20 protein-coding genes and 1 other annotated feature are annotated in these 22,092 nt (G+C 49.3%); of the genes, 18 read left to right on the top strand and 2 right to left on the bottom strand.

What is annotated here, in order from left to right; translation table 11 throughout:
• Position 1 precedes the first annotated feature (1 nt).
• Positions 2 to 249: a binding site (T-box leader), on the top strand.
• A 55-nt stretch (positions 250 to 304) separates the two neighbouring features.
• The 12 genes from B8987_RS17325 to nagA all read left to right on the top strand — a co-directional run bounded on the left by B8987_RS17325 (position 305) and on the right by nagA (position 12,338).
• The gene (locus B8987_RS17325) at positions 305 to 1,744 is read left to right on the top strand and encodes an anthranilate synthase component I family protein (protein WP_020374659.1); all 1,440 of its coding nucleotides are present in this window, start codon (positions 305 to 307) and stop codon (positions 1,742 to 1,744) included.
• Positions 1,741 to 2,349 (top strand): anthranilate synthase component II, encoded by a 609-nt coding sequence (locus B8987_RS17320; RefSeq protein ID WP_084661794.1) that lies wholly within the window; start codon positions 1,741 to 1,743, stop codon positions 2,347 to 2,349. Before B8987_RS17325 ends, B8987_RS17320 begins: the two co-directional genes overlap by 4 nt.
• Positions 2,339 to 3,385 (top strand): anthranilate phosphoribosyltransferase, encoded by a 1,047-nt coding sequence (trpD, locus tag B8987_RS17315; RefSeq protein ID WP_084661792.1) that lies wholly within the window; start codon positions 2,339 to 2,341, stop codon positions 3,383 to 3,385. Before B8987_RS17320 ends, trpD begins: the two co-directional genes overlap by 11 nt.
• A 2-nt stretch (positions 3,386 to 3,387) precedes the next feature.
• Positions 3,388 to 4,158, top strand: a complete 771-nt coding sequence (gene trpC / locus B8987_RS17310) for an indole-3-glycerol phosphate synthase TrpC (protein ID WP_020374662.1) — start codon at positions 3,388 to 3,390, stop codon at positions 4,156 to 4,158.
• A complete protein-coding gene (locus tag B8987_RS17305) occupies positions 4,148 to 4,711 on the top strand; it encodes a phosphoribosylanthranilate isomerase (RefSeq protein ID WP_084661791.1) in 564 nt (187 codons plus the stop codon). The genes trpC and B8987_RS17305 overlap by 11 nt, the downstream gene beginning before the upstream one ends.
• A complete protein-coding gene (gene trpB, locus B8987_RS17300) occupies positions 4,702 to 5,904 on the top strand; it encodes a tryptophan synthase subunit beta (RefSeq protein ID WP_084661782.1) in 1,203 nt (400 codons plus the stop codon). The genes B8987_RS17305 and trpB overlap by 10 nt, the downstream gene beginning before the upstream one ends.
• A complete protein-coding gene (gene trpA / locus B8987_RS17295) occupies positions 5,897 to 6,694 on the top strand; it encodes a tryptophan synthase subunit alpha (RefSeq protein ID WP_084661781.1) in 798 nt (265 codons plus the stop codon). Before trpB ends, trpA begins: the two co-directional genes overlap by 8 nt.
• Before the next feature lie 346 nt (positions 6,695 to 7,040).
• Positions 7,041 to 8,051 (top strand): 3-deoxy-7-phosphoheptulonate synthase, encoded by a 1,011-nt coding sequence (gene aroF / locus B8987_RS17290; protein ID WP_020374666.1) that lies wholly within the window; start codon positions 7,041 to 7,043, stop codon positions 8,049 to 8,051.
• Positions 8,048 to 8,905, top strand: coding sequence for a prephenate dehydrogenase (locus tag B8987_RS17285; RefSeq protein ID WP_028962293.1), 858 nt, complete (start codon positions 8,048 to 8,050; stop codon positions 8,903 to 8,905). The genes aroF and B8987_RS17285 overlap by 4 nt, the downstream gene beginning before the upstream one ends.
• A 40-nt stretch (positions 8,906 to 8,945) precedes the next feature.
• Positions 8,946 to 10,247, top strand: coding sequence for a 3-phosphoshikimate 1-carboxyvinyltransferase (gene aroA / locus B8987_RS17280; protein ID WP_176213258.1), 1,302 nt, complete (start codon positions 8,946 to 8,948; stop codon positions 10,245 to 10,247).
• 35 nt (positions 10,248 to 10,282) lie between these two features.
• On the top strand, positions 10,283 to 11,197 hold the full coding sequence (locus tag B8987_RS17275) for an N-acetylglucosamine kinase (RefSeq protein WP_084661779.1): 915 nt from the start codon (positions 10,283 to 10,285) through the stop codon (positions 11,195 to 11,197).
• Positions 11,178 to 12,338, top strand: coding sequence for an N-acetylglucosamine-6-phosphate deacetylase (gene nagA / locus B8987_RS17270; protein WP_084661778.1), 1,161 nt, complete (start codon positions 11,178 to 11,180; stop codon positions 12,336 to 12,338). Before B8987_RS17275 ends, nagA begins: the two co-directional genes overlap by 20 nt.
• Positions 12,339 to 12,347: 9 nt before the next feature.
• On the opposite strand, the gene add is transcribed toward nagA, so the two are convergent.
• Positions 12,348 to 13,298, bottom strand: a complete 951-nt coding sequence (add, locus tag B8987_RS17265; RefSeq protein ID WP_084661777.1) for an adenosine deaminase — start codon at positions 13,296 to 13,298, stop codon at positions 12,348 to 12,350.
• A gap of 148 nt (positions 13,299 to 13,446) precedes the next feature.
• Here add and B8987_RS17260 point away from each other — a divergent pair, with 148 nt between their 5' ends.
• Positions 13,447 to 14,829, top strand: coding sequence for an amidohydrolase family protein (locus B8987_RS17260; RefSeq protein ID WP_020374673.1), 1,383 nt, complete (start codon positions 13,447 to 13,449; stop codon positions 14,827 to 14,829).
• A gap of 53 nt (positions 14,830 to 14,882) precedes the next feature.
• On the opposite strand, the gene B8987_RS17255 is transcribed toward B8987_RS17260, so the two are convergent.
• The gene (locus B8987_RS17255) at positions 14,883 to 15,458 is read right to left on the bottom strand and encodes a hypothetical protein (protein WP_139793579.1); all 576 of its coding nucleotides are present in this window, start codon (positions 15,456 to 15,458) and stop codon (positions 14,883 to 14,885) included.
• A 173-nt stretch (positions 15,459 to 15,631) separates the two neighbouring features.
• Between B8987_RS17255 and B8987_RS17250 the strand changes: the two genes are divergently transcribed.
• The 5 genes from B8987_RS17250 (at position 15,632) to B8987_RS17230 (ending at position 22,073) form a co-directional block, all read left to right on the top strand.
• Positions 15,632 to 15,979 (top strand): MerR family transcriptional regulator, encoded by a 348-nt coding sequence (locus B8987_RS17250; RefSeq protein WP_037912445.1) that lies wholly within the window; start codon positions 15,632 to 15,634, stop codon positions 15,977 to 15,979.
• On the top strand, positions 15,942 to 17,837 hold the full coding sequence (gene dnaK / locus B8987_RS17245; protein WP_020374676.1) for a molecular chaperone DnaK: 1,896 nt from the start codon (positions 15,942 to 15,944) through the stop codon (positions 17,835 to 17,837). Before B8987_RS17250 ends, dnaK begins: the two co-directional genes overlap by 38 nt.
• Before the next feature lie 68 nt (positions 17,838 to 17,905).
• Positions 17,906 to 18,841, top strand: coding sequence for a DnaJ C-terminal domain-containing protein (locus B8987_RS17240; protein ID WP_020374677.1), 936 nt, complete (start codon positions 17,906 to 17,908; stop codon positions 18,839 to 18,841).
• Positions 18,828 to 21,431, top strand: coding sequence for an ATP-dependent chaperone ClpB (gene clpB / locus B8987_RS17235; RefSeq protein WP_084661776.1), 2,604 nt, complete (start codon positions 18,828 to 18,830; stop codon positions 21,429 to 21,431). The genes B8987_RS17240 and clpB overlap by 14 nt, the downstream gene beginning before the upstream one ends.
• Positions 21,432 to 21,473: 42 nt before the next feature.
• On the top strand, positions 21,474 to 22,073 hold the full coding sequence (locus B8987_RS17230) for a TlpA family protein disulfide reductase (RefSeq protein WP_020374679.1): 600 nt from the start codon (positions 21,474 to 21,476) through the stop codon (positions 22,071 to 22,073).
• Positions 22,074 to 22,092: the final 19 nt, after the last annotated feature.

The following is a 22,092-nucleotide window of genomic DNA, read 5'->3' as shown; positions in this document are numbered from 1 at the left end:
TTTGTTTGCGATGATTGGGAAGAGTATCGGTATGGAACCTTTTTAGCGAGCCGACGGGGGTGCAAGGTCGGTAAGGGGAGTACACGAGAATGGGCCCAGGAGCTGCCAACCGAATGACAAGTAGGCTTGGCCGGGTTCTTCTACCGTTATCATAGAAGCCATATCGGTGACTTTGCCTGTATGGAAAATAAGAGACTGGATGATCAGTCTAAATTAGGGTGGCACCACGGAGAAACCTTCGTCCCTTGGAGTGGGATGAAAGGTTATTTTTTTATGTAAGCACCATGAAAGGATGAGCCGGCTGATGGACCGAATAGGCCACAATGCATTATGGGACAGTCCGGATTGTGAACACATTGCTGTTGTTAGAAATTTTGCGGTGGATCAAATTACCCCAATCTCAGCCTTTTTACGCTTGCGCCCATTTGGCGCACACACCCTGTTGGAAAGTGTTGAAGGCGACGACAAGGTAGCACGGTATTCGTTTATTGCGATTGGTGAATGGGCACGTTTACTAGAAGCCGATGGTCAAGCGGTATTGGTCGGTCCAGAAGGTACTGAGGTTTCTAATGATCCTTTGGAACTCATTCGTCGTCAACAACAGCGTCAACGCATTGCCGTACCCCAAGAGATTGAATGGCCGTTTGTTGGCGGAGCTATTGGATATTTTGGGTATGACTGGATAAGGCGGTTGGAAAAATTGCCGCGGCGTCACGCTAAACGGGGTCCAGATTGGGAGTGGGTCTGGCCTAAAGCGGTTATTGCATTCGACCACCGCAAACAACAAGTGGCCGTGATTGTAGAATCCTTACGCGACCAAATGGATCAAGCATTTACCCGGATGGAAATTCTCGTCGATGCCTTACGTCAGCCACTGATGTTGGCCGAACCTCATGTCAGGCAATTAACGCCGATTAAGTCAAATATGACGCGTGAATACTACAATCAGATGATAAAGCGGGCCAAAGACTACATCTTAGCTGGTGACATCTTTCAAGTTGTGTTATCGCAAACATTATCGACGCACATCTCGGGTGATCCTTTTTCGCTATACCGGAAGTTACGTCATATCAATCCCTCGCCTTATTTATTCTATTTAGAAACTCCGCGGCGGACACTGGCTGGGTCCTCCCCTGAAGCATTGGTGCGTGTGACGAATCATGTCGCTTCTAATAGGCCTATCGCCGGCACGAGAAAGCGGGGGGCGAGTGCCGCGGAGGACGAGCGATTATGGAATGAGTTAATTGCTGATCCCAAAGAAAAAGCCGAGCACGTGATGCTCGTCGATCTGGCTCGTAATGATTTGGGCCGGGTTTGTGAATATGGCTCTGTAACCGTGTCTCAATTTATGACCAAGGAAATCTATTCTCATGTGATGCACATTGTCTCGGAAGTGCAAGGACATCTCAAACCGCAATATGATGCGCTTGATGCCTTAGCGGCATGTTTTCCCGCGGGCACCTTAACCGGAGCTCCAAAAATCCGAGCAATGGAAATTATCGAAGAATTAGAGCCTGAAGCTCGAGGAGCTTATGGCGGTATTGTCGGATATTTATCCCACCGGGGCGATCTCGATGCCTGTATTACGATTCGCACTTTAGATGTGATGGGAGATACGGTATCGGTCCAAGCTGGGGGCGGCATTGTTGCTGATTCGCAAGTCGAATTTGAATTTCAGGAATCGATGAATAAGGCGGCGGCAGCTCTTTCCGTGTTACACGCCACTGAGGAGGAATGGCTGTGATTCTGGTCCTCGATAATTATGATTCTTTTACCTATAATCTCGTGCAATATTTAGGGATGCTTGGTCACGAATTGCGTGTGGTTCGAAACGATGAGGTGAGCGTCGACGAAATTCGTCAGATGAATCCTTCCCGCATTGTTCTGTCACCTGGTCCAGGACGGCCAGAAGATGCTGGGATTATGGTCGATTTGATCCGCGCCTTAGGTTCCGAAATTCCTATCTTGGGGGTCTGTTTAGGCCATCAAGCGATTGCCTATGCCTTTGGCGGAGAAGTCGGACCCGCTGTGCGCCTGATGCATGGGAAGGACGATAAGATTTTTCACAATGAGGAAGACATTTTCCGCGGTCTGCCGCAAGGTTTTTTGGCCGGACGCTATCACTCGCTGGCGGTTAACGTTGAATCCAGCAACGAGTTGGAGGTGACGGCAAAAAGCAGTGATGGTACGGTCATGGCCATTAGGCACCGATCCTATCCGATTTTTGGCATCCAGTTTCATCCCGAATCCGTGTTAACGCCTTTAGGCATGGACATTCTGAAAAACTTCTTGGAATTGTCGGAAGCTGCACAATCTCATTATCAAGGAGAGCATCGCTATGAATACTGAAGAAGAGTTGATACGCCATGATCTTATGCGGTTAAGTCAAGGCGATAAGTTGAATGAAGAAGAGGCATATGCATTGATGGACGCCATGATGAATGGTGCAGCGACCCCAGTTCAAGTGGCCGGCATCCTGATGGCCCTTGCCGTCCGCGGTGAAACGGTCGATGAATTGACGGGATTTGCTCGTGCGATGCGAGATCATGCGACCCCCATCGTTTTAGCGAACCGACCTGTGCTAGATACCTGTGGCACCGGAGGAGACCGGTCCTTTACGTTTAATGTTTCGACCGTATCAGCCTTTGTGGTAGCGGCTAGTGGGGTGCATGTGGCCAAACATGGAAACCGTTCGGCGACATCGAAAAGTGGCAGTGCGGATTTATTAGAAGCATTAGGTATTCGCATTACCCAAAATCCGGCGGAGGTTGCCCGCTTCGTAGACGAAATTGGGTTTGGATTTCTTTTTGCCCAACAAATTCATACGTCGATGCGGTATGCAGCCCAAACTCGCAAAGAATTAGGGGTTCGAACCGTATTCAATTTGCTGGGGCCTTTAACCAATCCTGTCCATCCCGAATATCAATTATTGGGTGTATTCGGCGAACAATGGGTGAAGCCGATTACGGTAGTGTTGTCGCGGTTGAAATTACAGCGTGCCGTTGTGGTTCAGGGAGCGGGCGGGCTTGACGAAGTGTCCCTAGCCGGTCCCACCATTTTTGGGATCGCAGATAGTGAGGGTATCCGCTATGGACAATGGATGCCAGAAGATTTGGGTTTGCCGACGTATCCCAAAGAGGCGTTTCGTGGGGGAGATCCGGCAGAAAACGCTCAAATATGCTACCAGGTATTGCGTGGGGAAGAAGGGCCTTACCTGGACATGGTCTTGGCTAATGCGGGTGTAGGGCTTTATGCAGCGGGCGCCGTAGAGACACCTAAGGAGGGTGTCGATATGGCACGCGAGGCGATTCAAACAGGGCAAGCAGCACGAATTGTTGACGAACTCATTTCTCAAAGCCAGCACCAAGAGCAACAGGAGGCATAGGCATGTTCCTCGAAAAGATCGTGGCATCGGTTAAAGACCGGGTTGACGCTTTAAAAGCGCGAGAAGCCGTGTTGTACGATTTGGCGAAGAGCCAAGGGCCCGTGAAATCTCTCGCTCAGTCTCTTCGGCAACACTCATCGATGCCCTTAGGCATTATTGCCGAGTGCAAGCAAAAATCTCCGTCCAAGGGATGGTTAACTGATCATTATAATCCGGTAGCCCAGGCCAAGGGCTACGAACGGCGGGGCGCTCATGGTATTTCTGTTTTGACCGAACCGGAATTTTTTGCGGGCCATTTGACTCATCTGGAACAAGTGAAGCAATCTGTGAGCCTGCCAGTACTTCGCAAAGATTTTGTGTTAGATCCCGTCCAAATCTTTGAAAGTCGAAGTAGCGGGGCGGATGCGGTGTTAATTATCGTCCGCATTGTGGATGATGCGCAGCTGAGAGATTTAGCTCAAGCTGCCCGGGACGTGGGCATTGAAATATTGGTCGAAATCCATGCTCCTAACGAACTCGATCGGGCTATGACTATCGAGCCGGATATTTTAGGGGTAAACAACCGTGATTTAGACAGCTTTGAAACGCGCTTAACGTTTTCATTGGAGTTAAGTTCTCGTATTCCTCAAGATGTGGTGAAGATTAGTGAAAGTGGGATTCAATCATCACAGGATGTTGAACAAATCCGGCGTCATGGCTATACCGGAATTTTAGTAGGCGAACATTTAATGCGGGGCGGCAACTTATTGGAGGCCTTACAGAGTGGAACCTGATGTCAAAATTTGTGGCGTGAAAGATGCGTTAACAGCACTTGAAGCGCACAGGGCTGGCGCTGATTACATTGGATTGGTTTTAGCTCCCAGTTCCCGTCAAATCTCTCTAGAACAAGCACGCCACTTGGTTATGACCTTGCCGGCCATTCGCTTTGTCGCTGTTGTTCGCGGCATGACTCGCGAGGCACTGCAGGAATTATTACAAAAAGTCCCGGTCTTCGCTGTTCAATATCATGGAGAAGCAGATTTTGATTGGGTCTCGATGGTGCATGAGGCTGGACGCAAGGCGGTCGCGACCACCTTAGATGAGCGCGCCGATATTATTTTGATGGATGGCCCAGAACCCGGACAGGGTCGAACATGGGACTGGCACCGCCCGGCGAGTGATAAGCCGGTGTGGATTGCAGGAGGACTCACACCCGAAAACGTAGGAACTGTTGTGCGCACGTTGCGGCCCGATGGGGTGGATGTATCCAGTGGCGTGGAAACGGATGGCGTCAAGGATATTGAAAAAATTCGGCAATTCATTAAGGAGGCCAAACAATGGCGATGATGAAAGACGTTCCTGACGAACGCGGGCGTTACGGCTCTTTTGGAGGGCGTTACGTTCCTGAAACCTTAATTCCAGCCTTGGATGAACTGTCTGTAGCTTATGAACAGGCCAAACACGATCCGGCTTTTCAACAGGAACTGGATGCCCTCCTCAAAGACTATGTAGGACGTCCTACTCCGTTGCGGCGGGCGGACCGGCTTAGTGAAAAATTGGGTTTCGATGTGTATTTAAAACGCGAAGATTTAAACCACACCGGCGCCCATAAAATTAACAACACCATGGGTCAGATTTTATTGGCCCGTCGTATGGGCAAATCTCGTATTATTGCCGAGACGGGTGCTGGCCAGCATGGGGTCGCCACGGCCACGGCTGCCGCCTTATTTGGGCTTAAAGCGCAGGTCTATATGGGTGAGGAGGACGTGAAACGCCAGGCTTTGAATGTCTACCGGATGCAGCTTTTAGGAGCTGAGGTCATCCCCGTGTCCTCAGGTTCCAAGACGTTGAAAGACGCTACTAATGAAGCGATTCGGGATTGGGTTACCAACGTCCGTACGACATTCTATGTGATTGGTTCCGTCGTGGGCCCTCATCCCTATCCGATGATGGTACGAGACTTTCAATCGGTGATTGGAAAAGAAGCCCGACAGCAATTTCAGCATCTCACGGGGACCTTGCCAACTCATATTGTCGCTCCGGTCGGGGGCGGCTCAAATTCCATGGGCGTTTTTTATGCCTTTCGAAACGATCCGGTCGCGTTAATTGGCGTAGAGGCAGCGGGATCAGGAATTGAAACCGGAAAGCACGCGGCGACGATTACAGTGGGCATGAAGGGGATTTTACATGGCAGTCTCAGTTATCTCCTCCAAGATGATGACGGTCAGATCATGCCCGCGCATTCAATTTCCGCAGGACTCGATTATCCCGGTGTTGGTCCTGAACATGCCTATTTTCACGATATCGGACGCGCCCATTATGACGCTATCACCGACAAGGAGGCTTTAGCGGCTTTTCACCAGCTCTCGGAATTAGAAGGCATTATTCCGGCGTTGGAAAGCGCGCATGCTGTCGCTTGGGTTATTAAGGAACAAGACCAATTACGAGAGAAACAGGCACGTGTCCTGATTAATTTATCAGGCCGTGGCGATAAAGATATTGATTCCGTAAGGGATTATGAGGAGGGACATCATGATTAATGTTGGAACAAGTGTGGCCCAAGTCTTTGAGCGCACAAAATCGGAAGGACGAGCAGCGCTCATCCCTTATGTCACGGCAGGTCATCCTCATTTACGGGATCTTGAAGAACTTGTGCACGCCATGAATGATGCCGGTGCCGATATCATTGAAGTCGGAATTCCCTTTTCTGATCCGTTAGCTGATGGCCCCGTATTACAGAAAGCGGCCACAAAAGCTTTAAATAATGGTACGCGAATCCGTGATGTCTTACAGGCTACGGAGAAGATAAGTGCTCATTCCGTCCCGATTGTTTATCTAACTTATTTTAATCCTGTGTTTCACTATGGCGTGCGGGATTTTCTTAAAGCCGCCCGGGATAGTGGCGTGAAGGGAATTATTATCCCTGATCTGCCATGGGAAGAAAGCGATGAGGTATTTCACAATACACAGGAATTAGGAATGTCTTTGATCCCGCTTGTGGCGCCGACTTCGACGGATGCGCACATTGCATCGTTGGCCAAAGCTACCGGATTTGTCTATGGAGTGTCCGTGACTGGTGTCACAGGGGTACGACAAGAAGTGGATGCTGGCGTGAAGACCTTGGTGGAACGAGTTAAAAGGCAGATTTCACTGCCGCTTGCTATCGGATTTGGCATTTCAACCCCAGAGCATGCGCGTTATGTGGGTAGTGTCGCCGATGGCGTTATTGTCGGGAGCGCGTTGGTCCGCCGAATCGACGAGGCCGGGGGAAATGCGGCCAAACAAACGTATGAATTTGTCGCGGCACTACGCAAGGCATTATCGGATTAAAAAAAGGCCTTGACATCACCTAGATGACGGTGTATTATCCGTGAAAACATGCTAAAGCGATGATTGGGAAGGGGTCGGAAATCGAAGGCGCAGAGAGTCGGCGGATGGTGTAAGCCGATACTTTGATTCCAGACCGTACCCCCATGAGTGTGCATCGAACGTGTCTTATTCACTAGTAGAGAATCCGGAGTCCTACCGTTAAAGAGGAGTAGCTGTGTTAGCAGCTAGCTGAGTGGCTAGGTAACTAGTCAATAGGGTGGTACCACGGAGAAATCAAGGCCTTCGTCCCTAAGGGACAATGGGCCTTATTTTTTTTGGAAAAATCGTCACGGAAGAGGGATGGGTCATGATCGTCGTCATGAAGAAAAATGCTCCGGAGCAAGATATCGATGCCGTTACGGAACGGTTGAAATCAGAAGGATTTCAAGTGCATATCTCGCGGGGAGTCGAAAAAACGATTATTGGGGTAATAGGCGAAGGAACAGAGGAGGTAATTCGTTTGGCATCCATGCAATCGGTTGAGCAAGTTGTCCCCGTAAGACGGCCCTACAAATTGGTGAGCCGTGATTTCCATCCTGATGATACGGTCGTTCAAGTGGGCAATGCCAAATTTGGCAGCAAGCAAGTCGTTGTGATTGCAGGACCGTGCGCGGTCGAAGGTCATGAACAGGTTATGCAGGCCGCTCGCGTTGTTCATGATCTTGGACTCATGGTTCTGCGGGGGGGCGCCTACAAACCCCGAACCTCGCCCTACAGTTTCCAAGGGATGGGTGTTGAAGGACTCAAGATTTTAGCTGAAGCGCGAGAACGGTTTGGACTAATGGTCGTGACCGAAGCTGTCGATCGGGAAAGTTTAAATTATGTAGCTGAGTGGGCGGATATTATTCAAATTGGTGCTCGCAACATGCAAAACTTTGAGTTATTAAAGGCCGCCGGCCATTCAAATAAACCCGTGCTGTTAAAGCGGGGGCTTTCGGCCACGATTGACGAGTGGCTTATGGCTGCCGAATACATTGCCGCCAATGGGAACCCCAACATTATTTTGTGCGAGCGAGGAATTCGGACTTACGAAACGAAGACCCGGAATACACTAGATTTAAGTGCAATCCCTGTGGTAAAACAGTTGTCCCATCTCCCTATTATCATAGATCCTTCCCACTCAACGGGACAATGGAGCTGGGTTGCACCCATGGCACGAGCAGCCGTGGCTGCTGGCGCCGACGGTTTAATCATCGAGGCTCACCCCAATCCCACAGAAGCGCTGTCTGATGGTCCGCAGAGTCTCAGTCTTCCACACTTGAGCGAGTTAGTTGAGTCTTTGCGTCCCATAGCTGAAGCCATAGGACGGACCTTGTGAGAGTCGGGGTCATTGGATTGGGGTTAATTGGCGGGTCGGTGGCAAAAGCCTGCCTGAAGGCTGGATGGACAGTCTATGCCTATGACGTGAATTCCCGGGTGATAGAACAAGCACGAGTAGAGGGAATCATTGTCGACACGACATGGGAACAGTGGATTCAAGACATTGATCAAATTGTTTTGGCCACGCCCTTGAATGATGTGGCGATATGGATCCCTCGAATCTTAGCCCACGCTCGGGCAGGCTGTACGATTGTGGATATGAGCTCTGTCAAAGGCATATTTCAATCCGTTTATGCGCAAATACAACCACCATTCGCCCTATTATCCCTGCATCCAATGGCCGGCAAGGAGGTCCGGGGCTTTGAACATAGTGATAGCCGCCTGTTTGAAGGCCGCTCGTGTTTGATTGTGGAGGTCGAGGGCATCGCCTTAGACCCGCATCTAGTTCAACAATGGATGACTGTGTTGGGAAGCCGTCCGGTGTGGGTGCCATGGGATCAGCATGATGCCCTAATGAGCCTAGTAAGCCATACTCCCTATTTGATTTCTGCAGCCGTCTTGACGCTGGCCAAAAATGCTGACAACACCCTGCCATTGTGGCCCCAAGTGGTGGGAACAGGTTTTCTTGATGTGACCCGTATTGGTGCCAGTGATGAAAGATTATGGAAAGAAATCCTCAAGGCGAATGAAAGTCATATAAGAGAAACTTTTGCGCAATTTACGCAATTAATTCATGAATGGAACGATCAAATCCAACGTGGGGAATGGCCCAAAGCGTTGAAGGATACGGCATCTATTCGTAATAGGGCCGTATCTAAGGTTCCCCCGCCTTCCTCACCAACAAACGGTTAGTCCTGCCGATTTTCAGCAAGCGAAAGGAATGAACATGGTTATGGAATTGACACCTTGCCGTCATCCCGTAGAGGGCACTTTACGTCCACCTAGTGATAAATCCATTACGCACCGTGCGATTTTGTTTTCGGCTTTAGCTCCAGGAACTGTACGCGTTCTTCATCCCTTGGTGGCACAAGATACTCTGTCGAGTAGACGATTAGTGGAAAGTTTAGGTGTGAAGGTGGAGGCTGGCGATGACGAATGGATCCTGACGTCGCCAGGACCTTCCCAGTGGAAAAGCGACACAACGGTGATTGACTGTGGGAATTCCGGAACTACCATGCGACTGGGCATGGGACTATTAGCTTTATCCTCATCACCGCGCACCTTAATCGGTGATGCATCACTATCGAAGCGGCCTATGGAACGTGTGGCGCGCCCATTACGGCAAATGGGAATCGATGTTGAGACCAGCCAAGTCTATGCCCCGGTTATGGTTCATAATCGCGGACCCTACCGAGGCCTGAGCTATTCGATGCCGATGGCTTCGGCCCAGGTGAAATCCGCTTTGATCCTTGCCGCCTTAGGGGCAACGACACTATCTGAAATCGTAGAACCCTATCCCACGCGGGATCATACAGAACAGATGCTGAAACAAATGGGCGCGCGAATAAGGATGACTGCGGACCATCATATTATGGTTGAACCATTACAGGATTGGCGGACATTAGATCTTGTCCCGTTCCGTGTACCTGGCGATCCGTCCTCGGGGGCATTTTGGGCTGCGTTAGCCGCTCTGATTCCCGGCTCCTCGCTAACACTGAAGGAAATTTCTCTTAGTCCCCGACGCATCGGGTTTTTTCGGCTACTCCAACAAATGGGAGCCCGCATTGATATAGAAAGGGAATCGGATACGGAGGACATCGGTCATTTGACTGTCACCCACCAGCCTCTTGGCGGGGTTACGGTTACACCGGAACAAGTTCCCGATATGATTGATGAAGTCCCTTTGGTCGCGTTGATGGCCACTCAAGCCTTCGGCGATACCGTGATTTCTGGAGCTGAAGAGTTGCGGGTGAAGGAAACCGACCGCATTCAAGCTACGGTCACAAATCTTAAGCAACTAGGCGCTCACATCGAAGAAAGAGACGATGGCATGGTGATTCATGGCCCGACCCCGCTCCACGGTGGTTCGGTCAGAAGTTTTGGTGATCACCGCATGGCGATGATGTTGGCAGTGGCGGCAGCTATTGCCACATCTCCGGTAATCCTGGATGATGTGAGTAGTGTGGCTATAAGTTACCCTACGTTTTTTGAGCAATATCAGCACTGGCAACAGGGTTACGCTTTTCACGATTAGAAATCCGATGAACATTACGCGGAAGGAACTACGGTATGTACATGGGCGTTGATGGTGGGGGCACTTCCACGCGCGGCATAATAGAAAAGGACGACGGCCGCCTCGGGGAAGTCGTGACGTCTTCGGCGTCTAATCTCCTTGTGGTCGGTCAAGATCGTGCGTATGCTGCTATGGATGACGTGATAGACCGTCTCAATCAGCAGGGGGATCTCAGTCAAATCGAAGGAGTTATCGGTGTAGCTGGGGCCGACCGCTTGGCCGTGCGTGCCTCATGGCAACAGTATTTTGCCAGGCGTGGCCTAAAGCGTCTCTGGATTACTGGCGATTATTGGTTACCGTGGGCTAATTTTACAAAAGGCGAAGATGGACTTATCGCCATATTGGGCACGGGGTCGATATTTTTTGGTAAGCATTCCACAAAAACCCTTCGTTTAGGTGGGTACGGTTGGAAATTGGGGGATGTGGGGTCCGGGCTGTCGTTGGGACAACAAGGAATCCGAAAAGCCATGGAATCCTGGGAAGGCATCGAACCATACACCCTTCTAGTGCATAAATGTTTAGAATTTTTCGCGGTATCCTCGATGCAAGACGTTCTTGAACAACTGTATCGTCCATCTTTTGCAATGCGCCAGCTGGCGGATTTCGCTCCCGAGGTGTTTTCTGCAGCTAATAGGGGTGATCACGTCGCTGATCAATTGCTGCAAGCAGAAGCTGAAAAAATCATGAGAAATTTCAACGCGTTGATGACCGCATTGCACATCGATTCTCCCACTATGGGACTGAGCGGGGGGCTGGCCCGGTTATGGCAACCGTATCTGGCGCGTCTCGTTCCACGTGAAAATCCTCTGATGTCTTTGCCAGTGATCGATGAGCCTGCGGTATATGGGGCAGTTTGGTTAGCAAAAAAATGGAGTCAAGAAAGGCGGCCATATGATGTTCCGGAGTCATAATTCCCAACAACGGTCTATTACCGGGCGAGTGTATTTGTCGACGACGGGAAATTTGGTGCCAGCCCAGATTCATTGGGATCATCATGGGCGTATTGAACAGATTCAGCGTCTCGATACACGCACAAAAGACCTTCCTATTATTTTGCCAGGCTTTATTGATGAACATGTTCATGGTGCTAATGGTCACGATGTTATGGAAGCGTCGTGGGAGAGCTGGCAGGCTATTAGCGAGGCATTGGCGCGACATGGGGTGACGAGTTTCCTCGCGACGACCATCACAGCACCTTGGGATGATCTGGAACGGGTGATGGCGTGCGCCAATGAATTTCCCCAGCATCCACACCATAATCTTATCGGATTACACTTTGAAGGACCCTATATCGACCCCGCCTATAAAGGGGCTCAACCCCAAGAGGCGATTCGTCCCATTGCGATTCAAGAAGTGCAAAGCATCGTCGACCGTTTTCAATCAGCGACAGTGCCCTTGCGACTTATGACCATTTCCCCTAATGTGCCTTTAAGCGGCGAGGTGATAAGCTGGTTGAGACAACAAGGGATTCATGTGAATCTGGGACACAGTGGAGCTAATCGAGAGCAAACGTTACAAGCCATTGCACATGGTGCTGATGGTATCACGCACTTGTTTAATGCCATGAAGGGCCTTCATCACCGAGATCCCGGCATGGTCGGTGTTGGTCTGATTACGGATGAGTTGTGGATCGAATTGATAACAGATGGAATTCATATTCATCCTGATATTGTTCGGTTGGTATTTCATGTAGCCTCTTCGCGCATTATTTTGGTTACCGACGGCATGTCAGCCATCGATTGCCCTCCGGGAAAATATCACTTAGGCCAATGGCTCGTCAATGTGGATGAAGAGGCCGTTCGTCTTGATGACGGTACGTTAGCAGGGAGTATTTTGACTCCCGATCAATCTATTCGCAATTTGTTGCAATGGGGTTTTTCGCTACGGGAAATTGTTCATGGGTGGTGTGAAGCTCCTGCAATCCGTCTGGGCTTACGAGGCTATGGTCGTATTGAAAAAGGATACTATGCCGATTTGGTCCAGCTTAATCAAGATTACCAAGTGATGGGAACTTTAAAACACGGTCAATGGATTTCTCCGCCACATGGCTAATGGATTTTCTCAAAAATCTGTGCGAAAAGATGCGACAAAGCTATTTTTAATCAGTTGTTGGAGGGCGTCCGGCGGAAAATATGGCGAGATGAGTTCAAAATTGGCATTGAGGTAGGACGAAAAGTAAGCAGGGTCATCACTATTTATCGTTAAAACCAGGCCCTCATGAAAAAGCTTGTAATAAATACTCAGATCGGTTGTGACGCCTAAACGTTTATTAGACCAGGGACAAATCGTTAATGGGATGCGATCGATTTTGAGGCGGCCCATTAATACGGGATCATCCATTGCATGAATGCCATGGTCAATACGTTCGGCGCCCAGTTCATCAAGCGCTTGCCAAATATAAGACGCGGGTCCCTCCTCACCGGCATGGGCCACAACATGCCAGCCCTTACGCCGAACCTGGTCAAAGAGATGCCGAAAAAGCCGCGGGGGATAAGGCAATTCCCGAGAATCTAACCCTACACCAACAATCCAGTCGCCATAGGCTTCTAGATGGGCTAAATCGTCTTCCGCTGTGCGGAGGGGATGATCCCGCAGAATATTGGGAATCAAGCGAGCCGTCCATCCGTAGCGCTGTTCTGCCTGCCTTAAGGCGCGAATAATACCAGACATCACGGTATCTAGGGAAACGCCGCGAGCGGTGTGGGCTTGCGGATCAAAAAAGAGTTCGGCATACACAATGTGATTGTCTAGAGCTCGTTGCACATAACGCCATGTCAAATCGAAGAAGTCCTCTTCATCATTCAAGAGTCGATCGCCTTGATATCGCCAGGCTAGAAAACTCGATAAATCGGTAAATGGATACGTTACCGTGGTAACCGGAGCAATATCTAAATATGAATGTTTGCGTTGGAATTTATTCCACAAGTCGGGCTCTAAACAGCCTTCCAAGTGCATGTGTAATTCTGCTTTGTCTTGGGCCCATGGCTCATGGGGGTTAGGAAACGGGCGCATGTTGACCTCGTGTTTTAGGTGATAGGTTTTTTCGTGCTGTGTTCATCGTATCACAAGTGATTTGAGATATTTCGGCAGGCGACACAAAGAAACCTCACGGATCTATTTTATATTGACATCAAATAGGATTTCGTTAGAGGAGACTCAAATGATTGCCATTGAGCATATTGACTGCCTGTATCCAGGAGTCGGGAAACCTATACGCGATGCGTATATTCTGGTTAAAGAATCATATGAAGGAGGAACCATTGCCGAGATCGGTTGTGGCGATATCACGAGAAATAAAGATATTCACCGCGTTATTAATGGAACCGGATGTATTGCGGTACCTGGACTGATTAATACGCACCACCACCTGTTCCAGACTATGACCCGAGCATTGGCCACGGATCACGCCTTGTTTGGGTGGCTTGACACATTGTTTCCTATTTGGAAAAATTTAACAGAAGATCACATTTACTATGCGGCGCTCATCGGTCTAGGGGAATTGTTGCTATCGGGATGTACAACCACCTCCGATCATTTATATTTTGTGCCCCAAGGGCAAGATGCCATGCGCTTTTTCTCGGCCTCCGTGGAAGCGGCAAAGACCATCGGGATGCGGTTTTATCTCACACGGGGAGCGATGACGTTGGGCGAGAATAATGGGGGGCGCACGCCTGATTATTTGAAAGAAGATGAAGATGATGTCCTGACCAGTATGCAGGACTTGGTCAACAAGTTTCATGATCCCCGTCCTGGGGCCTGGGTCAAAGTGGCTTTGGGTCCGGTTTCGGTACCAGCGGCATCTTCCCGGTTAATGAAAGAATCGGCGATTTTGGCGGAACAGTTAGCGGTGAGACTGCATACCCATGCCTGGGAAGTGAAAGACGAAGACACGTGGGCTGTGAATTATTATCAGAAAACGCAAACGGATTTGCTCGAAGAATGGGGATGGCTCAGTGCACGAGCGTGGTTTGCCCATGGGGTCCATGTGGATGCGATCACAATGGAGAAACTGGCCCAAGCTAAGAGCGGAATTGCTCATTGCCCGAGCTCCAATATGCGTCTTGGGTCCGGCGTCGCTCCCGTTTCTCAATTTTTAAAAGCTCATATTCCTGTTGGTCTGGGTGTGGATGGGTCGGCTTCCAATGATAGTTCTCATCTCCAAGCCGAAATGCGGCAAGCTCTGTTTTTGGCCCGCGCTGTCCACGGTGTAAGGGATATGAGGATTGACGATGTCTTTTATATGGCGACGCGCGGAGGCAGGGATGTGTTGAATTGGCCTGCCATTGGGGAACTGGCGCCGGGACGAAATGCGGACATCGCACTATTTCGTCTCGACGATCTCGAGCATTCTGGCGGCATTCATCCCCTACAGACATTGATCTTATCGGCACCAACAAAAGCCGACTATGTGGTCATTGGCGGAGATGTCCGTGTGGACCAAGGGCGCATTGTGACGGTGGATCTGCTTGCCGCGGTGCAAGAACATCGGCTATTGGCTCAACAGTTGTGGCGAGCAGCATTGCATGATGATTGTGCATTATGACAAGCAATGAAAAGCAATGAATCGGACAATCGCACGCTATAAGACCAAACACATTACCAAAAAGGATAAAAATTCCAACCTCTAGCCCACGCCCAATACAGCAAAACGGTGAGAACCGGCACGATCTCAATCCCAATCACGATCGCGGCCATGCGCATGGATATGTTTACTGATACGGCTAATTGTCTAATAAAAAAGAGGAGAGCAAGAATGCCTAAAAGATCACAAATCCAATATGTTGAGGTCAGAACGCCTACAAGACTAATTCCAGCAATCCAAGGGCCCAAGGACAGGACAACCCAGGGAACCTGCTGGGAGGTGTCGGGGTAGTGGATCACGGCAAGGATTTGTTGTGTGCTAAAAATGAGGGCATGAAGAAATACATAGCCTCCGGCATAGACAACCCCGATGCCGAGCAGAATACGGATGATCACCTCACGCGCGGGAAGAATACTAAAGAACTGGTAGAGTGATACTAAAAGGGCTGTGATGGAAATGCTAGACCAATAAACCGCGTATAATGCATGAAGGTCCCGACGCCCTTGAGCGGATATGACCTGCCAGGGACGACGCCATACGATTAACAGCGGTGTGCGAGTAGGGGGCAAGTGGAATCGATTAGACATCATAGAACGTCCTTTCTTCATCGAAATGGGAGTGAAGGGAATAACGTTTTAAAAAGTTTATGTCAAGGGGTTGAAAAATATGTAAAAGTATTATAGATTTCTTATCGAAATTGGATAAGATTATTGCATGACCCAGTAGGTAAGACTATTATTAAAGACAGAGTACGATTTTGAGGATGTGGTGCTGTATGCCGATTCACGGTCCTGATGAGCCCGTTTACACCATAGGGGTCATGGCGCGGCTAGTCGGGGTATCATCGCAAATGCTTCGCATATGGGAAAGGGAATGTTTGGTTATCCCGGCCCGAACTGAGACAAACAATCGGCTGTACTCTGAAAATGATTTTTACCGTCTCGTAAGAATTCGAGAGCTTACCAAGCAAGGCATCAATGCTGCAGGAATACGGGCGATTTTAGGGATAGCAGAACCCCCTGCAAAGCACTACATAGAGAGAACAACGAAAGACAAGGAGAGGGAATTGACTTATGGCCAAGGTCGTAGGAATCGATTTGGGAACGACTAACTCAGTTATTGCGGTCATGGAAGGTGGACAACCAACCGTAATTCTGAATACCGAAGGGAGCCGTTTAACCCCATCCGTCGTAGCTTTTACGAAAAACGGTGAACGTCTAGTGGGGCAATTGGCCAGGCGTCAAGCGGTCATGAATCCTCAAAATACCGTGTTTTCCATTAAGCGCTTTATTGGTCGGCGCTTCAGTGAGGTATCACAAGAACGGGAAAGAGTCCCTTATAAGGTTGTCGAGGGGCCTAACCAGCAGGTTTTAGTGGATCTCCCCAATGCGGGAAAGAAAATGACACCGGAAGAAATTTCGGCCATGATTTTGGCGAAATTGAAGGCCGATGCCGAAAAGTACTTAGGAGAAACCGTCACGCAAGCGGTTATTACGGTGCCGGCTTATTTTAATGATGCAGAAAGGCAGGCCACCAAGGACGCTGGAAAAATTGCTGGATTAGATGTTCTGCGGATTATCAACGAACCAACCGCCGCCGCTTTAGCGTATGGATTAGATAAAAAGAAGAATGAAACGATTTTGGTTTGGGACCTCGGCGGAGGCACCTTTGATGTGTCCGTATTAGAGGTTGGCGATGGGGTATTTGAAGTCAAATCCACCGCGGGTGACACCCATCTTGGTGGGGATGACTATGATATGAAGCTTGTCGATTACATTGCGGATGAATTTAAGCGGGAAAATGGTATTGATTTGCGACAAGATCGGCAAGCGTTGCAACGGTTAATAGAAGCGGCAGAAAAAGCGAAAATTGAGCTGTCCTCTGTAACCGAAACTCAAGTGAGTTTGCCATTCATTACCGCCGACCAAACTGGGCCTAAACATCTCGAAATGACCATTACCCGGGCTAAGTTTGAGGAATTAACTCAGGATTTGACCGAGAGAACCGTAATTCCGTTCCGTCAAGCATTGCAAGACGCAAAACTTACGGAAAGCCAGATTGATGAGGTCATTTTGGTCGGTGGATCCACCCGTATGCCCGTCATTCAGGAATTGGTCAAGAAACTCACGGGTAAAGAGCCTCACCGGGGTGTCAATCCTGATGAAGTGGTGGCCGTCGGAGCGGCTATTCAAGGTGGTGTGTTGGCTGGAGAAGTGAAAGACGTCATTCTTCTTGACGTCACGCCGTTGTCTCTCGGTATCGAGACCATGGGTGGCGTATTTACCAAATTGATTGAGCGCAACACGACCATTCCCACGCGTAAGAGTGAGACTTTTACCACGGCGGCAGATAATCAGACCTCGGTCGAAATCCATGTGCTACAAGGAGAACGACCTATGGCGGCCGACAACCGCACGTTGGCCCGTTTTAGTTTGACAGATATTCCGCCGGCTCCTCGCGGTGTTCCGCAAATCGAAGTCACATTTGACATCGATGCCAATGGTATCGTTAATGTTTCGGCGAAGGATTTGGGAACCGGAAAAGAACAGCGGATTACTGTGACGGCGTCAACGCAGTTGTCTAAAGAAGAAGTAGAGCGTTTGGTCCGCGAAGCGCAGGAAAAAGCACACGAAGATGAAGAGCGTCGTGCTTTGGCCGATTTGAAAAACCGTGCTGAATCCATGGCTTATGCGACAGAAAAGAGCATTCGGGATTTAGGCGACAAAGTGGATGCGACGGATAAATCGCAAGCCGAAGAGGCGATTAAGTCGGTGCGTGAGGCGATTGAACGTAATGACAAAGGGGCTATTGAATCCGCCTTAAGTCAATTAGAAACCGTTTCTCATAAACTTGCCGAAGCCCTATACAAGCAACAAGCGGCCAATTCCCAAGATGGCAACCCACCGCCTAATGGAGGCACAACAGGTGGCGATGATGTCATTGATGCGGATTTCCGGCCCACCGAATGATGTAAAGACCACGACAGAAGGGCTGGCTTTGAGCCAGCCCTCTGATTGCCGAGGTGAGGTGACGGATCATGGCTGCACCTAAGGACTACTATAAAATTCTCGAAGTCGATGAAAAAGCCGATCAAGAGACAATCAAAAAATCATATCGACGACTCGCGCGTAAATATCATCCCGACGTGAGCGGTAAAGCTGGGGAAGATAAATTTAAAGAAATTAATGAAGCCTATGAAGTGCTTTCCGATCCCAAAAAACGCCGGGAATATGACCAAATGCGTTTGGGCTATGCCCATCGCCAAGCTCGCAGTCAAGGGCCGGGTTATCAACGGGTGACCTTTGATGGAGGCTTTGGGGATTGGGGAAGCATTTTTGAAGATCTCTTTTCGCAAGCCGGTGCGGATAATGGGTTTACAACCCGAACCCGTACCCAGAATGTTCCGGAAGAAACGGTGACTTTAACTCTAGAACAAGTGGCTCGTGGAGATACTATCCAACTAACAGTTTCCGAGCCACAAATTTGTCCTGTCTGCCATGGCACGAATCCCGATTGTCCTCGGTGTGGAGGCTTGGGACAAGTGATGGAACCCAAAAAGTTTGCGGTCACGATCCCGCCCGGGGTGGAAGCGGGATCGGTACTTCGAGTGGGTAATCATGCTCGCTTGCGGGTAGAAATTGCACCGCACCCGCGATTTGTCCGACAAGGGAATAATCTCATCGGGAGACTCATGGTGCCAGTGCCCTTGGCCGCTACAGGTGGTGAAGTGCCAGTGAAGCCTTTAGTGGGGGAAACGGTCATGGTTAAAGTGCCTCCTCACACGAATCAAGGCAAAATGTTGCGCTTGCGTGGCTTGGGCTTGCCCCAAAGAGGGACAAGTGTTAAAGGCGATTTGCTATTAGAAGTTACCTTGCGTTTCCCCGAACCGTTTACCGCTGAAGACGACAAACTTTATCAACAGCTCCGCGCCAATCATAAAGAAGTGGGGGGAGAAATCCATGCGCCTCGATAAGTTGACGGTCAAATCTCAAGAAGCTTTGTCTGAAGCTCAAAATATCGCGCGTGATCAGCAAAATCAAGAAATTGCTCCGGAACATCTGTTAGCGGCACTCTTAGCGCAGCCTGATGGAATTGTCCGGCCTTTGATTGAGAAGGTTGGTATTCCATTAGCCGCCTTAGAACAGGCTGTGCAACGAGAAATCGCGAAATTGCCCAAGGTCAGCGGAACCCAGCCGGGGGCGTATTTGAGTCAAAGTTTGACCCGGATTATTGACAATGCGGAAAAAGAAGCCGATGCCCTAAAAGATGAGTATATTTCCACTGAGCATTTACTATTAGCGATGGTCGAACAACCCGAAACGGTCGCAGGTCGGATTTTGCGGGATTATGGATTGAAGCGTGAGTCGGTATTGATGGCTCTTCGGGATGTCCGGGGTCAAGCTCGCGTGACCGATCAAAATCCCGAGGAAAAATATCAAGCCTTAGCAAAATATAGTAAAGACTTAACCGATCTTGCCCGCAAGGGGAAGTTAGATCCCGTTATTGGTCGGGATGAGGAGATCCGACGGGTGATCCAAGTTTTGTCCCGGCGCACCAAGAATAATCCTGTATTGATTGGGGAGCCAGGAGTCGGCAAGACGGCAATTGTTGAAGGATTGGCGCAACGCATTGTACAACAAGACGTTCCTGAAGGGCTCAAAGACAAACGCGTGTTAGCCTTAGATTTGGGTTCTTTAATAGCTGGAAGTAAATTTCGAGGAGAATTTGAAGATCGGCTAAAAGCCGTATTAAAAGAAATTGAAGGCGCACAAGGACGGATTATTTTATTCATTGATGAGTTACATACTCTGGTGGGGGCAGGGAAAGCCGAAGGGGCTGTTGATGCGGCTAATCTTTTAAAACCGGCGTTAGCCCGAGGGGAGTTACGTGCCGTGGGCGCAACCACCTTGGATGAATATCGCCAGTATATTGAGAAAGATGCCGCTTTAGAGCGTCGGTTCCAGCCTGTTTATGTGGATGAACCGAGTGTAGAAGACACGATCGCCATTTTGCGGGGATTAAAGGAACGCTACGAAGTGCATCATGGTGTACGGATTCGTGATAGTGCTCTTATTGCGGCGGCGCGCTTGAGTCACCGCTATATTACCGATCGCTATCTTCCTGACAAAGCCATTGACCTGATCGATGAAGCGGCGTCTCATCTCCGTGTGGAAATGGATAGTATGCCTGAGGAATTAGATGAGATGGAACGACACCGTTTGCAACTAGAAATTGAACGGGAAGCCTTATCGAAAGAAGACGATCCCGGTTCGAAAGCTCGGTTGCAACAGCTCGAAGAAGAACTGGCCAATGTTCGTGAACAACGGGATGCATTGATGGTGCGTTGGGAAAAAGAAAAGGCCCAAGTTGCTAAGGTCAACCAAATCAAACAAGAGATTGATCAAACCCGTATTGAGGAGCAGCAAGCAGAACGGGAAGGTGATTTGGCAAGAGCGGCCGAGTTGCGTTATGGGAAATTGTTAAGTCTTCAAAAGGAATTGGAAGAGGCCCAAAAGCAACTGCAAATGCTGGAAGGATCCGATCGTCTCTTACGAGAAGAAGTGACCGAACAGGACATTGCACAGGTGGTGGCCAAATGGACAGGCATTCCGGTTACCCGTCTTTTGGAGGGTGAACGAACCAAGTTGGTCGAGATGGAGAAACGTTTGGGTGAACGCGTGGTAGGACAAAAACAAGCGGTCGAAGCCGTATCCAATGCCGTCCGCCGTGCTCGTGCAGGATTATCCGATCCGAGACGACCAATGGGTTCATTTTTATTCCTGGGACCAACGGGTGTAGGGAAAACAGAATTGGCAAAAGCGTTAGCTGCCTTTCTGTTTGATGATGAAAACGCTCTGGTCCGGATAGATATGTCCGAATATATGGAACGGCATACCGTATCACGTTTAGTGGGTGCTCCCCCAGGATATGTCGGGTACGAAGAAGGTGGGCAATTAACCGAAGCCGTCAGGAGACGTCCTTATTCGGTGGTATTATTGGATGAGATTGAAAAAGCTCATCCAGAAGTCTTTAACATTTTGTTGCAGGTGTTGGATGACGGGCGTTTAACGGACGGTCAGGGACGTACGGTGGATTTCCGTAATACGGTTATCATTATGACGTCGAATTTGGGTAGCCAGATTATTTTGGAAGAGGATAATCCCGAAGAGCGTCAACGACAACTGGACGCAGTCCTCCATCAAGCATTTCGTCCCGAGTTCTTGAACCGGATCGATGAGATTATTACATTCTCGCGACTCACCCAGGAAGAACTTCGGATGATTGTCCGTCTCAATTTGAAAGATATTGAAAACCGGCTGAAAGATCGGGATATAACCCTTAACGTCACGGAAAAAGCTATTGATTGGTTAGCGGCGCGCGGATATGATCCTCAATTTGGAGCAAGACCATTGAGACGGCTCATTCAGCGTACGTTGCAAGATCCCTTGGCTATGAAGATGTTAGATGGTGAGCTGGTTGGCAAGCAAACAGTTACGGTGGACGAAGTTAATGGGGAATTACATTTTGATATTTCCAAGGTAGCGGATGCACCGGTCTATTAGACATGATCTTTCCTGATGCATAGGCACGAAAGGAGGAGTCGGGTGGTTTCCCTCAAGCGTGTAGCGGGTTGGGGCGTGTTATTTGCGGCTTTTGTTTATGGTGGCTATATCGTGGGGCATGCTACAGCCCATCCTACGGCAACGCCAAAGCCTCATACGTCGACAGCCTCGCGAGCGACAACGCAAGCTAGCACAAGCGCTGGTACTCCTCAGTCAGGATTAGTGCCAGGTCAATTTGCTCCTAACTTTACATTGAAAACAACGCAAGGGAATACGGTTAGCTTGGCTCAATTGCGGGGCCATCCAGTATGGCTGAACTTTTGGGCGACATGGTGTCCATGGTGTAAAAAAGAAATTCCCGAAATTGAGCAAGTGAAGAGTCAATATGGCAATCGTATCGATATTTACGGGGTCGCCATTCAACAGCCAGCTTCCACCGTAACGCAATATATGATTGCCAAAAAAATGAATTACCCCGTTCTCTTGGATTCTCAAGGGACTGTGGCAGCGTCTTATGGAGTCCAATATTTGCCCACATCGGTCTTTATTAGTCCTAGTGGAAAAATATTGGCCGTTTATACAGGGGCCTTTCTCTCTAGACAAGCAATGGCGCCTTATCTTCACAAACTTCTACACCCATAATATTTCTTTGTGATGGATA

The organism is Sulfobacillus thermosulfidooxidans DSM 9293 (genome assembly GCF_900176145.1).
Classification (GTDB): domain Bacteria; phylum Bacillota; class Sulfobacillia; order Sulfobacillales; family Sulfobacillaceae; genus Sulfobacillus; species Sulfobacillus thermosulfidooxidans.
This window is presented reverse-complemented; position numbering and strand designations above follow the sequence as displayed.

Excerpts from the sequence above, each read along its gene's own strand:
- trpB (WP_084661782.1), top strand. The coding sequence starts at position 4,702 with ATGGCGATGATGAAAGACGTTCCTGACGAACGCGGGCGTTACGGCTCT.
- nagA (WP_084661778.1), top strand. The coding sequence starts at position 11,178 with ATGATGTTCCGGAGTCATAATTCCCAACAACGGTCTATTACCGGGCGA.
- B8987_RS17275 (WP_084661779.1), top strand. The coding sequence starts at position 10,283 with ATGTACATGGGCGTTGATGGTGGGGGCACTTCCACGCGCGGCATAATA.
- aroA (WP_176213258.1), top strand. The coding sequence starts at position 8,946 with ATGGAATTGACACCTTGCCGTCATCCCGTAGAGGGCACTTTACGTCCA.
- B8987_RS17325 (WP_020374659.1), top strand. The coding sequence starts at position 305 with ATGGACCGAATAGGCCACAATGCATTATGGGACAGTCCGGATTGTGAA.
- clpB (WP_084661776.1), top strand. The coding sequence starts at position 18,828 with ATGCGCCTCGATAAGTTGACGGTCAAATCTCAAGAAGCTTTGTCTGAA.
- trpC (WP_020374662.1), top strand. The coding sequence starts at position 3,388 with ATGTTCCTCGAAAAGATCGTGGCATCGGTTAAAGACCGGGTTGACGCT.
- trpD (WP_084661792.1), top strand. The coding sequence starts at position 2,339 with ATGAATACTGAAGAAGAGTTGATACGCCATGATCTTATGCGGTTAAGT.
- add (WP_084661777.1), bottom strand. The coding sequence starts at position 13,298 with ATGCGCCCGTTTCCTAACCCCCATGAGCCATGGGCCCAAGACAAAGCA.
- B8987_RS17250 (WP_037912445.1), top strand. The coding sequence starts at position 15,632 with ATGTGGTGCTGTATGCCGATTCACGGTCCTGATGAGCCCGTTTACACC.
- trpA (WP_084661781.1), top strand. The coding sequence starts at position 5,897 with ATGATTAATGTTGGAACAAGTGTGGCCCAAGTCTTTGAGCGCACAAAA.
- B8987_RS17260 (WP_020374673.1), top strand. The coding sequence starts at position 13,447 with ATGATTGCCATTGAGCATATTGACTGCCTGTATCCAGGAGTCGGGAAA.
- dnaK (WP_020374676.1), top strand. The coding sequence starts at position 15,942 with ATGGCCAAGGTCGTAGGAATCGATTTGGGAACGACTAACTCAGTTATT.
- B8987_RS17255 (WP_139793579.1), bottom strand. The coding sequence starts at position 15,458 with ATGATGTCTAATCGATTCCACTTGCCCCCTACTCGCACACCGCTGTTA.
- B8987_RS17240 (WP_020374677.1), top strand. The coding sequence starts at position 17,906 with ATGGCTGCACCTAAGGACTACTATAAAATTCTCGAAGTCGATGAAAAA.
- aroF (WP_020374666.1), top strand. The coding sequence starts at position 7,041 with ATGATCGTCGTCATGAAGAAAAATGCTCCGGAGCAAGATATCGATGCC.